The organism is Saccharopolyspora sp. NPDC045941 (assembly GCF_056431445.1).
Genome location: NZ_JBWKKU010000010.1, coordinates 125,063 through 139,686, shown reverse-complemented (window position 1 = coordinate 139,686; position 14,624 = coordinate 125,063). Strand labels below are relative to the sequence as shown.

Below are 14,624 nucleotides of genomic sequence, written 5' to 3'. Positions count from 1 at the left end.
ACCTCATGGCTGATATCGCCCTCGGGACCGGTGGCCGCAGCGCTGCGCAGCCGGCGGCCGCCGCACAACTCGCCCACCAGGTCACGACCCAGCTGACCGCCATCGACGAAGCGAGCAGCCGGCTGCTGGACACGGTCGCCGGGCTCGACGAGCTGGCCGTGCGCCAGCCCAGCCTGCTGCCCGGGTGGAGCAGGGCGCACGTGATCACGCACCTGGCCCGCAACGCCGACGGGTTCGTCAACCTGCTGATCTGGGCGCGGACCGGGATCGAGCACGCGATGTACGCCAGCCGCGACGACCGGGACGAGGCCATCGCCGAAGGCGCGGTGCGCAGCCACCGGCTGCTGCTGGAGGACCTGGCGGCGTCCTGCGACCGCTTCGCGCACGCCGCCCGCGCGCTGCCGGAGGCGGCGTGGACCGCGGAAATCGCCGACGCGGTGGGCGACCCGATGCCCGCGCACCACATGCTGCGGCTGCGCCTGCTGGAGATCTGGGTGCACCTGGTCGACCTCGATCACGACGTGGACTTCGACGACATCCCGCGGCCGGCCGCGGAGCAGCTGCTGGAGGACGTGGTGCAGCAGTACGGCGGGCGGCCGGACGTGCCCGCGCTGTCGGTGGAGGTCGACTTCGGCGGCCACCGGCGGACCTGGGACCTGCGCGGCACCACCGCCCCGCCGAGCCGGGTGCGCGGCGAGCCGGGCCCGATGCTCGGCTGGCTGCTGGGCCGGACCGGCCCGGAGCTGCTGGACGGCGACCCCCCGAACCTCCCGGACTGGCTCTGAGCACACCCGTGTCCCCTCACCTCTGACCAGGCAAAACGCCTCTCGGCCGCGGCGCTGCCGATGGTCGTCGTGATCACCACCATCGGCACGGAGGTCGGCGCGATGCCGACGAGCACCGCCTCCGCCCTGGTCGGCGCGGCGATGATCAGCGTGCTCGTCTTCCCGATGCCGGGCCTGCGGCTCAGCCGCCCGCCTGAGCCACCCGGTCGAGCTGCACGAATGCCCCGAAAGCGCGACTCTGTCGGTGGATACGTCATCGAGCAACTTGAGGGGGCGTGCACGATGTCCAGTCCGCAGACCGGGCCCGAGTCCCGCGCGAAGGCCGAGGGAACGACGATGCCCGAGCAGGCCGTTGCGCCTGAGCAGCAGAAGCAGTGGGCGATGGCGCCCGCGCAGCCCACCGGCGCGATGTCCGGGTGGCTGGCGTTCGCCGGGTCGCTGATCGCGATGATCGGCATCTTCAACATCATCGGTGGGATCACCGCGCTGTTCCGCCCCACCTACTACCTCGTCGGGACCGCTCAGCTGCTGGTCTTCGACTTCGCCGCCTGGGGCTGGTTCTGGCTGGCACTGGGCGTCGTGCAGGTCGTGGCCGGCGTCGGCTGCATGTACGGGCAGATGTGGGCGCGGATGACGGGCATCGGCCTCGCCGCGCTGAGCGCGATCGCGCACCTGGCCTTCCTCGCGGCGTTCCCGCTGTGGTCGCTGGTGGTCATCGCGATGTCCGTGCTGGTGATCTACGGCCTGATGGTGCCTCCGCGTGGGGCTGCCGCCTGACCGGCGATCATCCGCCGGAACCGCGAGCGCGGGGCGTTAGGCTCGGGCCGTGGAGCTTCAAGGACAGTACGACGGACACGTCGAACCAGGTGGTGCCCCGGCGCGCCGCGAACTGGACGCGCTGACCATCACCAAGATCTCGGTCGGTCCGATGGACAACAACGCGTACCTGCTGGTGTGCCGCAGCACCGGCGACGCGCTGCTGGTCGACGCCGCCAACGACTCGGAGCGGCTGGCCGACCTGCTCGGCCACGACGCCCTGCGCCCGCGGCTGCGCACCATCGTGACCACCCATCAGCACGCCGACCACTGGCAGGCGCTGGGCGCCGTGGCCGGCCAGACCGGCTGCTTCACGCTGGCGCACCCGGCCGACGCCGACGCCCTGCCGGTGCCGCCGGACCGCCTCGTCGAGCACGGCGACACCATCGAGGTCGGTGAGTCCCAGCTGTCGGTGATCCACCTGCGCGGCCACACGCCGGGCTCGATCGCCCTGCTCTACCGCGACCCGAACGGGCACCCGCACCTGTTCACCGGCGACTCCCTGTTCCCCGGCGGCGTGGGCAAGACGAGCTCCCCGGAGAACTTCCGGTCGCTGATCGACGACGTGGAGAACCGGATCTTCGCCGAGCTGCCGGACGACACCTGGTTCTACCCGGGCCACGGCGACGACTCGACGCTCGGGGCGGAGCGCCCCAAGCTCGCCGAGTGGCGCGAGCGCGGCTGGTGAGCACCGACCTCGCGGCCGAGGTCGAGCGGGTGCACCGGCTGCTCGGGGAGTGGCTGGGCACGGACTGCGGGCCCGCGGTGCTGGACGCGCTGCGGGCCGCGCACGCCGACGACTTCACCATGATCACCACCGAGGGCAGGCCGATGGCCGTCGAGGACCTCTTCGGCGCCCTCGCCGGCGCCCGGAACGCGGCGCCGGGCCTGACCATCGAGGTCGACGAGATCACCACGGCGGCGGACGCGGCGGACTTCGCGGTGGTGCACTTCCGCGAAACCCACCACCACGAAGGCACGACGACCCGCCGCAGGACGACGGCGGTCCTGCGCCGAACCGGCGAAGGCCTCCGCTGGCAGCACCTCCACGAGACGGCGGTAGCGGACTGAAGCCGTGGGTCTTCCGCCCGCGGACTCCGCGAATGCGCCGCCGTCGGCGGCGTCGCGGTGGTAGCAATGCTCGGGTGAGCGTTGAATTTCTGCTGACTTCATTGGTGATCGTCGCGACGCCGGGTACCGGCATGCTCTACACGCTGGCCGCCGGGCTTTCCCACGGGGCCCGGGCCAGCATCATCGCCGCCGTGGGCTGCACCCTCGGGATCGTCCCGCACATGCTCGCGGCCATCACCGGGCTCGCCGCGCTGCTGCACACCAGCGCCCTTGCGTTCCAGGTCATCAAGTATCTGGGCGTGGCTTACCTGCTCTACATGGCGTGGAGCACGTTGCGGGACAAGGGCGCGCTGACCGTGGAGCAGGACACGGCGCCGCGCTCGGCGGCGAAGGTGATCGTCTCCGGCGTCCTGGTGAACATCCTCAACCCGAAGCTCACCATCTTCTTCTTCGCGTTCCTGCCGCAGTTCGTGAGCAGCGCGGAGCCGAACGCGTTCCTCCGCATGGTGAAGCTGAGCGGTGTGTTCATGCTGCTGACGTTCGTGGTCTTCGCCGCCTGCGGCGCGTTCGCCGCCGCGATCCGCAACCACGTGATCAGCCGCCCCCGGGTGCTGGCCTGGATGCGCCGCACCTTCGCAGCGGCGTTCGTCGCCCTCGGCGCCAAGCTCGCCTTCACCGAGCGGTGACTCGCGTGGCCGGATCGTCGATCAGCCGGCGGCAGTGGCGTGCTCGGCGCGGAACTGGCGGATGAGGACCTTCAGGACCGCCGCGATGGGGAGCGCGGTCAGCGCTCCGAGGACTCCCGCGAGGGCCGCGCCGAGCAGGATCGCGACGAACGCGCCGAGCGGGCTCAGCTCCACCGTCTTGGCGAAGATTCGCGGCGCGATCAGGTAGTTCTCCACCATCTGGTACAGGCAGAAGAAGATCAGCGTCACCACCGCCAGCGTCAGGCTCTGGCTCAGGGCGACGAGGACCCCCGTCACCGATGCCAGCGTCGCGCCGACCTGCGGGACCGCGTCGAACAGCGCGACGACCAGCGCCAGCAGCGCCGGGTAGGGCACGCCCGCGACGAGGAAGAACAGGTAGGCGGCGATCCCCGCGCACAGGCAGACGCAGGCCTGCCCGGTGACGTAGCCGCCGACGCGGCCCATCGCCTCGCGCAGGGCCTCGGCCCGGCCCTCGTGGGCCGACGCGCCGCGTTCCACGGCGGCGTTGATCCGGGGCATCGCCAGCGAGAAGTAGACCGTCAGGGCTCCTGCGGTGCAGGCGGCGAAGATGCCGCCGAAGAACGTCCCGAGCGCGGCGAACCCCGCTGCCAGGGTGCTCGTCAGGATGCCGGTGACCGCGCCCATCGCCTTCTGCAGCTGCTCGTGCACGCTCGGGTCGTTCAGCTGCGCCTGCAGCTCGGGATCGGCGCGGAGCCTCGCCGCGATGCCGCTGACGAGCTCCGGGATCCCCGACACGAGCTGCCCGACCTGCCCCACGGCGGGCACCAGCGCGAGCAGCACGAGCGCGCCGATGAGCAGCACGACGCCCACGAGCAGCACCAGCAGGGCCAGCCCGCGTCGCCAGCCGTGCCGGTGCAGCCAGGCGATGATCGGCTCCACGCCGAGCGCCAGGAAGAACCCGAGGAAGATCAGGATCAACATGCTGCGGGCCGAGTACGCCAGCACGGCGACGACCCCGACCAGCAGGTACACGCAGGCGATCTTCGCGTGGTCGAAGAGCGAGAGCCCTGGCCGACCGCCGGCAGCGCCCGACGGAGCACCGCTGCTTTCCGCACCGCTCATTCCCGCCGCCTCCCCCAGCCGAGCCTCGGCGGGGCGCCCGAAGCGCCGCGCAGTACAGCCACTGTCCGTCGGCAGGGCACACCGCGCAAACACAGACGAGCGCGGTCTGCGCAGCGGAACTCCCTGGTTGCCGGGGCCGGGCGGGAGACCCGGCTCGTTTCACTCTTTCGGGTTTCTGCCTGGGGTGCGTCGGGGTGGTCCGGCGGTTCTACTGGGCGAGCTGGGGCCGCCCGGCCCGCGTGGAATCGCTCAGGTCCGAGGAGAACCGATGGCCACTTTGACCGCCTGGAAGTTCGACAGCCCGCAAGGCGCCGAGGGAGCGGCGCACAAGCTGCAGTCCCTGCAGAAGGAAGGGCTGATCACCATCTACGACGCGGCCACCGTGACGTGGCCGGAGTCGGCCAAGAAACCGAAGACGCGGCAGCTGCACGACCTGACCGGAGCCGGCGCGCTCGGCGGCATGTTCTGGGGCATGCTGTTCGGGTTGATCTTCTTCGTGCCGATCCTCGGCGCCGCCATCGGGGCCGCGACCGGCGCCCTGGCCGGATCGCTGACCGATGCGGGCATTGACGACGACTTCATCGACGAGACGCGGAACAAGGTCGTGCCCGGCACTTCGGCGTTGTTCCTGCTCAGCGACAACGCGGTGCTGGACCGGATCAAGGAGCACTTCCCCGGCGGCCACGCCGAGCTCATCCACACGAACCTGTCCAACGAGCAGGAAGCCGCGCTGCGCCACACGTTCGAGGGCACCGAGACGAATCCGGCCGGCTGAGCAGGCGGACGACCGCCCCGGGCCCCGGCTTCGCCCACAACGGACTTGCGCGCCCCTGCCAGCAGGTCGTCAGGGCGTGACGATCGGGAAGTTCGGGTCCGGCTCGTCCGCGAGATCGATCAGGCGCTCGAGGGTGCTGGCGTCGCCCCGGTGGTCGATGCCTTCGGGCTGCCGGCCGGCGACCAGCCCGAGCAGTTGGGCCTTCGTCAGCGTGAGGGCGAGGGCCGCGGGTTCGGCTTCCCGGACGGGTTCCTGGACCAGCACGCCGTTGGACAGCGTGGTCCGGACGTGCTCGTCGGCGTCCGTGACGTGCCAGTCGATGACCAGTCCGGTGCCGGCCGCGCGCGGTCCGTCGATGCGGATCGCCACCGAGTCCAGGATCTGCCCGACCGTCAGCGCCGCGGCCATCCCGCCGGAGATGGCCGTCGGGGTCGGGACGATCCCGTGGCGGAGCTCGTGGGCTCCGGTGAGGTAGTAGTTCCGCCACGTCGCGTTCTCCGCGCCGAACCCGAGCCGCTGGTAGGTGTCCGCGAGCAGCTCTTCGGCGGCGGCGTGGCCCGGCTCGGCGAACACGGCGTGCTTCAGCAGCTGCGCCGCGAACCGCAGGTCGCCCTCGGACACGTACTCGCGGGCCTTCTCCACCACGCGGTCGACGCCGCCGATGCAGTCGACGTAGCGCTTCGCCGATTCCACCGGCGGGTGTTCCCAGAGCGAAGCCGGATTGCCGTCGAACCAGCCCATGTAGCGCTGGTACACCGCCTTGACGTTGTGGCTCACCGAACCGTAGTAGCCGCGCGCGTGCCAGGCGCCTTCCAGCGCCGGCGGGAGCTGGATCAGCTCGGCGATCTCCACGCCCGTGTAGCCGAGGTTGATCAGCCGCAGCGTCTGGTCGTGCAGGTAGGCGTACAGGTCGCGTTGCTCGGTCAGGAACTTCCGGACGCGATCGCCGCCCCAGGTCGGCCAGTGGTGGGAGGCGAACGCGACGTCGGTCTGCCCGGCGTAGCGCGCGATGGTCTCCGTGAGGTAGCGCGACCACATGCGGGTGTCGCGCACCTCGGCACCGCGCAAGGTGAGGACGTTGTGCATGTTGTGGGTCGCGTTCTCCGCCAGGCACAGCGCGCGGTGCTGCGGGAAGTGGAAGTTCATCTCCGCGGGCGCCTCGGTGCCCGGCGTGAGCTGGAACTCGATGCGCACCCCGTCGAGCGTCTCCTCCTGCCCGGTGCGGGTGATGTCCGTCGTGGGCGGGATCAGCGATACGCGGCCCTTCGACACGGCCTGCCCCAGCCCGGTGCCGACCTGTCCGTCCGGGCCGTTCCGCAGCACCATGCCGTACTGGTAGGCGCCGCGCCGGGCCATCGCGGTCCCGGCGTAGACGTTCTCCGACACGGCGTGCGCCATGAACCCGGCCGGGGCCAGGACCGGCACGCCGCCGGACGTGACGCCTTCGACGCCGCCGAAGTGGTCGACGTGGGAGTGCGTGTAGATCACCGCCGTGACCGGGCGGTCGCCGTGGTGCCGCCGGTAGAGGGCCAGCGCCGCCGCGGCGGTCTCGACGGACACCAGCGGATCGATCACGATCACGCCGCGCTCGCCCTCGACCAGCGTCATGTTCGACAGGTCGAGGCCGCGGACCTGGTAGATGCCCGGGACGACCTCGTAGAGCCCCTGCCTGGCGCACAGCTGGGACTGCCGCCACAGGCTGGGATCGACCGTCGCCGGGCAGTCGCCGTCCAGGAAGCCGTAGGCGTCGGCGTCCCACACGACGCGCCCCTCGTCGTCCTGCACCGCGCCGGGTTTCAGCGCGGCGATGAACCCGCGGTCGGCGTCGCCGAAATCTGCGCGATCGGAGAAGGGCAGCTCACTCACGAGACACTCCTGAACGTCCGCGAACACCTCGCGCGCCTCGATCCTGGAGCCTTCGCGCCGGTGCCGAATCGCGCTCTGCAACAGCGGATCCAGTACAACCGCTCACCGGGGTGCCCGCATCGCGAACGGAGCGTCCGAACGTTTCGGCGGCAACCGCGGCGCGCGCGGCGAAGGTCAGCATCCACTTAGGACTATCCCGTTGCGGTGCGCTCGGCGGCGCTCGTGATGTTGCGGGCCATTCCGCCGAAGACCAGGCCGTGGAACGGCGCCACCGCCCACCAGTAGGCGTGGCCGAGCAGGCCCCTCGGGATGAACACCGCGCGCTGGCGGTAGCAGGACCCGGCCGTCCCGCCGGGCTCCACCGACATCTCCAGCCAGGCCCGCCCCGGCACCTTCATCTCCGCCCGCAGCCGGAGGTAGCGGCCGTCCACGAGTTCCTCCACGCGCCACCAGTCGAGCGCATCACCGGTGCGCAGGCGGCGCGGGTCCCGGCGGCCTCGCCGCAGGCCGACGCCGCCGATCAGGCGGTCGGCCCAGCCCCGCACAGCCCACGCGAGCGGGAACGAGTACCAGCCGTTGCCACCGCCGATCCCCTCCACGACCCGCCAGACGTCCGGCGCCGACGCGGTGGTCCGGTGCTCGCGCACGTCCCGGTACGCGCTGCCCCCGGACCACGGCGGGTCCGATGGCAGCGGCTCCCACGGGGCGCCCGCCGGCGACGCGTCCGACCACCTCGTTTCCACCTCGCCGCGCCGGATCTTCCGGAGGGCGAGACCGACCGCGTCCCGGTAGCTCGTCGTCCCGCCCTTCGGCGGCGGGACGAACTCGTCGATGTCGTGCTCGGCGCAGATCGCCTCGTTGATCAGCGATTCGATCAGCGGCGCGCCGATGCTGCGCGGCACCGGGGTGACGATGTTGATCCAGAGCGAGCTCAGCCGGGGCGAGAGCACCCTGACCGACACCATCCGCCGCCGCGGGAGCCCGGCCACCGCTGCGAAGCCGCTCATCATGTCCGCGTAGGTCAGCACGTCCGGGCCGCCGATGTCGAAGGTCCGGTTGACCGCCGCCGGCAACCGCGCCGCGCCGACCAGGTAGTGCAGCACGTCGCGGATCGCGATCGGCTGCACCCGGTTGCGCACCCAGCTCGGCGTGACCATCAGCGGCAGCCGTTCGGTGAGGTAGCGCAGCATCTCGAAGCTCGCCGAGCCGGATCCGATGATCACCGCCGCCTGCAGGACGACCGCCGGGACCCCGCCGCGCAGCAGGATCTCGCCGACCTCGGCGCGCGATCGGAGGTGCTCGGACAACCGGCCGGACGCGGGGTGCACGCCGCCGAGGTAGACGATCCGCGCCACGTCCGCCCGCTCCGCCTCGGCAGCCACGATGGCCGCGGACCGCCGGTCGAGGTCGGCGAATCCCTTCTTCGCCAACGAGTGGACCAGGTAGTACAGGACGTCGACGCCTTCGCAGGCGGAGCGCACCTGGTCGGCGTCGAGCAGGTCGCCGCGCACCACCTCGACCCGGTCGCGCCACGGCACGTCGCGGAGCTTCTCCGGGGAGCGGACGAGGCAGCGGACCCGGTGGCCCGCGTCGAGCAGCAGCGGCACCAGGCGGCCGCCGATGTAGCCGGTCGCTCCGGTCACCAGGCAGAGCCGGGACGTGGATTCGGCCATTGCGGAACGGTATGACCGGGGCCCGGCACCGACAAGTCGGGCCGCCCCGGCACCGCGCGTCGAACATCCCGGTGGCCGGGCCTGCGACGACCTAGGCTTGCTGCGGGTGACCGAGCGGAGGGTTGTGCGATGGGTGAGGGCGTCACGGTGGACGTCGGGGGGACCGAGGTTTCGGTTTCGCATCCCGACAAGGTCTTCTTCAGCCGGCGCGGCGAGACGAAGCTCGACCTCGTCCGGTACTACCAGGCCGTCGCCGGGCCGCTGCTGGGCACGTTGCAGGGGCGGCCGCTGCTGCTGGAGCGGTACCCGGACGGCGCCGGGGGCAAGTCCTTCTTCCAGAAGCGGGTGCCGAAGTCCGCGCCGCCCTGGCTGCAGACCACCGTCGTCGCCACGCCCAACGGCACCACCAGCGACGCGCTCGTCGCCGCCGACCTGGCGCACATCGTCTGGGCCGTGAACCTGGGGTGCCTCGGGTTCCACGTCTGGCCGTACCACGCCGACACGCCGGAGATCGCCGACGAGCTGCGCATCGACCTCGATCCCTCCCCCGGCGTGCGGTATCCGCAGGTGGTGGAGGCCGCCGTGGCGACCAGGGAGCTGCTCGCCGGGGACGGCATCGCCGCGCAGGTGAAGACGTCGGGATCCCGGGGCTTGCACATCTACGCTTCGCTGGAACCGCGCTGGGACAGCTTCGAGGTGCGGGCCGCCGCGGTCGCGCTGGCCCGCGAGCTGGAGCGCCGCCACCCCGATCTCATCACCGCGAAGTGGTGGAAGGAGGAGCGGGGCGCGCGGGTCTTCGTCGACTTCAACCAGAACGCCCCGCACAAGACGGTTTTCGGCGCGTGGTGCGTGCGGCCCCGGGTGGGCGCGCAGGTCTCGACCCCGATCGGCTGGGACGAGCTCGAATCGGTCGACCCCGACGAGCTCACCATCGCGACCGTGCCGGACCGGGTCGCGGAGCTCGGCGATCCGTGGGCCGGTCGGCGGCCGCAGTCGATCGAGCCGCTGCTCGAACGGTCCCGGCGGGACATGGCCGACGGGTTGCTGGACGCGCCGTGGCCGCCGGTCTACCCGAAGCAGCCCAACGAGCCGCCCCGCGTCGCGCCGAGCCGCGCCAAGAAGTCCTGACCCGCCTCATTCCCGGGCTCGCCGCGGCGATCTCCTACTGAGTGGCCACAGTGGACACCCGGGTGGCGCCGACCAGTCCCAGCACCAGGAAAGCCGCGTTGAACAGCACCGCATCGCGGGTGGCGTCGCCGAATCCCCGGGACAGCGCCGGGACGACCGCGGGATCGGTCGCGCGGAGCTCGCGGATCAGCGCCCCGGCCGATTCGCGGGTGCCTTCGGCCAGCTCGTGCGCGGCAGGGGGCGGGACGTGCGCGGCGAGCAGCTCGGCTTCGGTGGCGCCCGACAGGCCGAGGGCGAGCACCGCACCGGCGATGGCCGTGCCCAGCGCCGCCCCGAGCTGGCGCACCGTGCTCTGCGTCGCCGATCCCTGCCCGGACTTCGCGGCCGGGATGTCGGCCAGCGTCGTGCCGGTCAGCTGCGCGGCGGACAGGCCCAGCCCCGCGCCGTAGCCGACAAGCAGCAGCGCGAGCAGCCACGGCGAGATCTCGGGGCCGACGAGGAGCGCGATCGCGAGGACGGCGATGACCTCCAGCAGGAGGCCGGTCACGACGACCTTCGGCGGTCCGAGCCGGGCGGCGAGGTGTCGTGCGGCGGCCCCGGACGCGAACGCGCCCGCCGCCATCGCGGCCAGCACCAGCCCGGCCGACATCGTGCTCATCGCCAGGACGTTCACCAGGAACAGCGGAAGCACGAACAGCAGCCCGAACTCACCGACCGCGACCGCCAGCGCCGTCAGGTTCCCCCACCGGAAGGCCGGGATGCCGAACAGGCCCAGGTCCAGGATCACCGAGTCCAGGATCACCGAGCGGCCGATACGGGCGCGGTGGCGCTCCCACGCGACGAACAGCACCAGCGCGAGCAGGCCGATCGCGGCGCTGGGCACGACGATCGACACCGGCGCCGATCTCGGCCAGGTGAAGCCGAGGACGGCGAAGTCCGCCGCCGGGCGCCACCAGCCCAGCGCGGCGCCTTCGATCACCGCGAACACGACCGCGCCGAAGCCCAGCACGCTCAGCAGCAGCCCCACGACGTCGCGGCCCGGCTCGGCCGCCTCAGCGCGGGTCTCGGGCACGACGAGCCAGGCCCCGACGAGCACGACCGCCGCGATCGGCAGGTTGACCAGGAAGATCCACTGCCATTTCGCCGAACTCGTCAGCCAGCCGCCCAGCAGCGGGCCGACGGCCGCCATCCCGGAGATGACCGAACCCCAGATGGCGAAGGCGATCACCCGGTCCCGCCCGCGGAACACCGCGTTGACCGTGGAGAGGGTCGCCGGCAGCACCGCGGCCCCGCCGACGCCCTGCACCACCCGGGCGGCGATCAGCCCACCGGCGCCGCCCGCGAGCCCGGCGAGCAGGCTGCCCGCCGCGAACACCACGACGCCGACGACGAACAGGCGCCGCCGCCCGAGCCGGTCGCCGAGGCTGCCCGCGGTCAGCAGCAGGGCCACGAACACCACCGAGTACAGGCTGTTGATCCACTGCGCGTCGCTGATGTCCAGCGACAGGTCGCCGATGATGACCGGGAGCGCGACCCCGACGATCGTGCCGTCGACGACGATCATGGACAGCCCGGCGGCGAGCACCGCCAGCGCCGCCCACTTGCGCGGCGGGCCCGCGCTGCCCGGCTCGGTCACCGGATCGCTTCGGCGCGCTGATCGGCGTTCTCCTTGCCGGGCAACGCCTTTCGAAGTGCCAGGAACAGGTGGATCAGGCCGAGCGTGATCAGGATGTGGCCGAGACCGGCGATCCCGGAGATCGCGGCCGAGCTCTCGTTGCCCAGCACGGTCAGCGTGCCGTGCACGAGCATCATCGCCGCGGTGAGGGCGAGACCGGAGTTGTAGAACCAGAAGAACAGCGTGAACAGCTTGTTCCCGGACAGCGCGAAGGCCTTGTCGAGCGCCAGCACCAGCAGGAAGAACAGCATGCCCAGCGCGAGCAGATGGGTGTGCAGAACGGAGAGCTGGGTGTCGCCGGTGAAGTCCAGCGCCTTGGTGAACTCGCGGTAGTACAGCCCCGCGGCCAGCCCGAGGATCATGTAGAGAAGTGCCGACCAGTACAGCTTCTTCATCGCCGATGCGCTTCCTTCCAACCGGGGCGTTCCACCGGTATCCACTGTGGTCGAGCCGGTCGTCCGGAACATCGCACCGCGGGATGGCCGCGCGGAGCCGAAGGGTGCACCGCGAAATCAACCGTTCGATCGATGCGCGAGCTGCTCGCGGCGGTACTGGCCCGGAGCGGCGCCGTGCGCCCGCTTGAACGCCTTGGCGAACGCGTATTCCGAGGCGTAGCCGACCTCTTCGGCGATCGCCGACAGCGCCGCGTCGGTTTCGCGCAGGCGGCGGGCCGCGTTGATCATCCGCCACCTGGTCAGGTAGGTCAGCGGCGGTTCGCCGACCAGCGCGGTGAAGCGGCGCGAGAAGGTGGCGCGCGACATCCCGACCCGCGCGCCGAGCCCCTCTACCGTCCACTGGTGCGCGGGATCGCCGTGCATCGCGGCGAGAGCGGCGGTGATCGCCCGGTCCTGGAACACCGAAGCCCAGCCCGTGATGCGGTCGCCCTCGGCCCGCTCGTCGAACCAGGCCCGCAGCGTGCAGATGAGCAGCACGTCCAGCAGGGCGGGCACCATCGCGTCCCGGCCGGGCCGGTCGCCGGCGAGCTCGGCGGTGAGCAGGTCGACCGCCGCGCGCAGTTCGGGATGGCGGCCGAGGCGCGCCGGGACGTGCACGACCTCGGGCAGCTCATCCAGCAACGGATGCGACCAGCCGGAAGCGAACTCGTACACGCCGCAGAGCAGCGTCGAACGCGCGCCCGTCCCGTCGACCACGCGCGGCTCGCCCGGCCCGGGGATCTCGTCGAGCGGCGTGCCCGGGCTGTCGGCGAGCCCGTGGCCCTCGTCCAGGTACAGGAAGGCGACGTCACCGACGCCCAGCGGGACCGGTTCGCCGGCGCGCGGGATCAGCCAGCAGGAACCCTGCAGCACCACGTGGAATCCCGCGCCCGACGCCTTCGAGTACCGGCGCCCCCACGGCGCGTGCCGGACGAACGTCCCCGAGGCGGCCCGCCCGGTGCGCAGCGCGGCGACGGTGTCACTCAGCACATCCACGCCGGAATCCTATCGTGCCCGCTCTTGATACGACCGGACATCAAATCGAGATTCTCAGCCATCGTTCGTCTCATGATCGCGGATTAGCTTTGCTTCAACGCGGGCCGATCGGGTCCGCGGTCCGCAGATCTCACCGGGAAGACTCGTCGATGACTCAGAGCGTTTCGCAGCAACCCCGCCGGCGCGGCCTGTCGCTGGGCGTGCTGCTGACCATGCAGTTGATGGTCGTCCTGGACGGCACCGTCGTCACCGTCGCGCTGCCGTCCATCCAGGACGAGCTGGGCTTCTCGCCGTCCGGGCTGGCCTGGGTGGTGAACTCCTACCTGATCGCCTTCGCCGGGCTGCTGTTGCTGTCCGGGCGGCTGGGCGACCTGATCGGGGGCAAGAAGGTGTTCGTGGCAGGGTTGATCATCTTCACCGCCGCGTCGGTGCTGTGCGGGGTGGCGGTCGACCCGGCGATGCTGGTGGTCGGGCGGTTCGCGCAGGGCGTCGGCGGCGCGCTGTCGTCCGCGGTGATCCTGGGCATGATCGCCGCGCTGTACCCGCGGCCCGGCGAGCAGGCCAGGGCGATGGGCATCTACAGCTTCGTCTCCGCCGGCGGCGGCGCGATCGGGCTCATCGCCGGTGGCGTCCTCACCCGAACCCTGGGCTGGGAAGGCGCATTCCTGGTGAACGTGCCGATCGGGGCGGTGACGCTCGTGCTGGCGGTCCGGGTGCTGGCCGACTCCCCCGGGCTCGGCTTCCGCCGCGGCGCCGACCTTCTGAGCGCGGTCCTGGTCACCGCCGGGCTGTCGCTGGGCGTGTACGCGATCGTGCAGCTGGCCGAGCCGACCAGCAGCACCGGGACGACGCTCGGCTGCGCCGTGGTCGCCGTCGCGCTGGTGGCGGCTTTCCTGGTGCGCCAGGCGAAAACGGCCACTCCGCTGCTGCCGCTGCGGATCTTCCGGAGCAGGCAGCTCTCCGCCGCCAACGTCGTCGTGGTGCTCGTGTTCGCCGCGGGCTTCGGTTTCCAGTTCTTCAACGCGCTGTACCTGCAGCGGGTGCTGGGCTTCGACTCGCTGCAGACCGGGCTGGCCTTCGTCCCGGCACCGGTGACGCTCGGCACCGTCTCGCTGTTCTTCGCCGCCCGGCTGACCGACCGGTTCGGCGCCCGGAAGGTGCTGCTCACCGGCCTGTTCGCACTGGGCTCCGGGCTGGCGCTGCTCAGCCGCGCCCCGGTGGGCGGCGACTACTTCGCGGACGTGCTGCCGACGCTCTTCCTGATGGGCGCCGGGATGGGGCTGGCGATACCCGCCGTCATCACGATGGCCATGTCGGGCGCCGACCCGCGCGACGCCGGGTTGGCCTCCGGGCTCAACAACACCGCCCAGCAGGCCGGGGCGGCCGTCGGACTCGCGACCCTGGCGACGCTCGCCGCCGGTCACACCGACGCCCGGCTCCAGGCCGGCGCGGACGCGCTGTCGGCACTGCGCGACGGCTACAGCATGAGCTTCCTCCTCTCCGCCGGTTTCGTGTTCGCCGGCCTCGTCATCGCCTTCGTCGCCCTGCGCCCGGCGCCGAAGCCGGAGCCGGAGCCGGAGCCCGTCGTCGAAGCGGCGCGCTGAACCCCGCCTGC

General features: G+C 71.8%; 14 protein-coding genes. 8 read left to right on the top strand and 6 right to left on the bottom strand.

The genetic code is table 11. The features are described 5' to 3' along the window. Positions 1 to 5: 5 nt before the first annotated feature. From AC07FN_RS10900 to AC07FN_RS10880, 5 genes are all read left to right on the top strand, one after another. The gene (locus AC07FN_RS10900; RefSeq protein WP_478395449.1) at positions 6 to 785 is read left to right on the top strand and encodes a maleylpyruvate isomerase N-terminal domain-containing protein; all 780 of its coding nucleotides are present in this window, start codon (positions 6 to 8) and stop codon (positions 783 to 785) included. A 60-nt stretch (positions 786 to 845) separates the two neighbouring features. Continuing rightward, positions 846 to 1,562 carry a DUF7144 family membrane protein gene (locus AC07FN_RS10895; protein ID WP_478395448.1) on the top strand — a complete coding sequence of 239 codons (717 nt, stop codon included), beginning with the start codon at positions 846 to 848 and terminating at the stop codon, positions 1,560 to 1,562. A 49-nt stretch (positions 1,563 to 1,611) separates the two neighbouring features. Next, positions 1,612 to 2,289: an MBL fold metallo-hydrolase gene (locus tag AC07FN_RS10890; protein WP_478395447.1), complete on the top strand. Its 678-nt coding sequence runs from the start codon at positions 1,612 to 1,614 to the stop codon at positions 2,287 to 2,289. Further along, entirely contained in the window at positions 2,268 to 2,672 is a 405-nt protein-coding gene (locus AC07FN_RS10885) for a DUF4440 domain-containing protein (protein WP_478395446.1), read from the top strand. The genes AC07FN_RS10890 and AC07FN_RS10885 overlap by 22 nt, the downstream gene beginning before the upstream one ends. A gap of 74 nt (positions 2,673 to 2,746) precedes the next feature. Continuing rightward, positions 2,747 to 3,358, top strand: coding sequence for a LysE family translocator (locus tag AC07FN_RS10880; RefSeq protein WP_478395445.1), 612 nt, complete (start codon positions 2,747 to 2,749; stop codon positions 3,356 to 3,358). 21 nt (positions 3,359 to 3,379) lie between these two features. Here AC07FN_RS10880 and AC07FN_RS10875 read toward each other — a convergent pair whose 3' ends face one another. After that, on the bottom strand, positions 3,380 to 4,462 hold the full coding sequence (locus AC07FN_RS10875) for an AI-2E family transporter (RefSeq protein ID WP_478395444.1): 1,083 nt from the start codon (positions 4,460 to 4,462) through the stop codon (positions 3,380 to 3,382). Positions 4,463 to 4,730: 268 nt separating this feature from the next. On the opposite strand from AC07FN_RS10875, the gene AC07FN_RS10870 reads away from it, so the two are divergent. Further along, on the top strand, positions 4,731 to 5,237 hold the full coding sequence (locus AC07FN_RS10870) for a DUF1269 domain-containing protein (RefSeq protein ID WP_478395443.1): 507 nt from the start codon (positions 4,731 to 4,733) through the stop codon (positions 5,235 to 5,237). A 69-nt stretch (positions 5,238 to 5,306) separates the two neighbouring features. Here the strand turns inward: AC07FN_RS10870 and AC07FN_RS10865 are convergent, their stop codons facing one another. Next, positions 5,307 to 7,103 carry an alkyl/aryl-sulfatase gene (locus AC07FN_RS10865; protein WP_478395442.1) on the bottom strand — a complete coding sequence of 599 codons (1,797 nt, stop codon included), beginning with the start codon at positions 7,101 to 7,103 and terminating at the stop codon, positions 5,307 to 5,309. A gap of 191 nt (positions 7,104 to 7,294) precedes the next feature. Next, positions 7,295 to 8,776, bottom strand: a complete 1,482-nt coding sequence (locus AC07FN_RS10860; RefSeq protein WP_478395441.1) for an SDR family oxidoreductase — start codon at positions 8,774 to 8,776, stop codon at positions 7,295 to 7,297. A gap of 129 nt (positions 8,777 to 8,905) precedes the next feature. Here AC07FN_RS10860 and ligD point away from each other — a divergent pair, with 129 nt between their 5' ends. Further along, positions 8,906 to 9,904 (top strand): non-homologous end-joining DNA ligase, encoded by a 999-nt coding sequence (ligD, locus tag AC07FN_RS10855; protein WP_478395440.1) that lies wholly within the window; start codon positions 8,906 to 8,908, stop codon positions 9,902 to 9,904. Between the two features lie 34 nt (positions 9,905 to 9,938). Here the strand turns inward: ligD and AC07FN_RS10850 are convergent, their stop codons facing one another. The 3 genes from AC07FN_RS10850 to AC07FN_RS10840 form a co-directional block, all read right to left on the bottom strand. Continuing rightward, a complete protein-coding gene (locus AC07FN_RS10850) occupies positions 9,939 to 11,540 on the bottom strand; it encodes an MFS transporter (protein WP_478395439.1) in 1,602 nt (533 codons plus the stop codon). Beyond that, positions 11,537 to 11,974, bottom strand: coding sequence for a DUF2871 domain-containing protein (locus AC07FN_RS10845; protein ID WP_478395438.1), 438 nt, complete (start codon positions 11,972 to 11,974; stop codon positions 11,537 to 11,539). The genes AC07FN_RS10850 and AC07FN_RS10845 overlap by 4 nt, the downstream gene beginning before the upstream one ends. 117 nt (positions 11,975 to 12,091) lie before the next feature. After that, positions 12,092 to 13,009, bottom strand: a complete 918-nt coding sequence (locus tag AC07FN_RS10840) for an AraC family transcriptional regulator (protein ID WP_478395437.1) — start codon at positions 13,007 to 13,009, stop codon at positions 12,092 to 12,094. A gap of 149 nt (positions 13,010 to 13,158) precedes the next feature. Here AC07FN_RS10840 and AC07FN_RS10835 point away from each other — a divergent pair, with 149 nt between their 5' ends. Then, the gene (locus AC07FN_RS10835; protein WP_478395436.1) at positions 13,159 to 14,613 is read left to right on the top strand and encodes an MFS transporter; all 1,455 of its coding nucleotides are present in this window, start codon (positions 13,159 to 13,161) and stop codon (positions 14,611 to 14,613) included. Positions 14,614 to 14,624 lie beyond the last annotated feature (11 nt).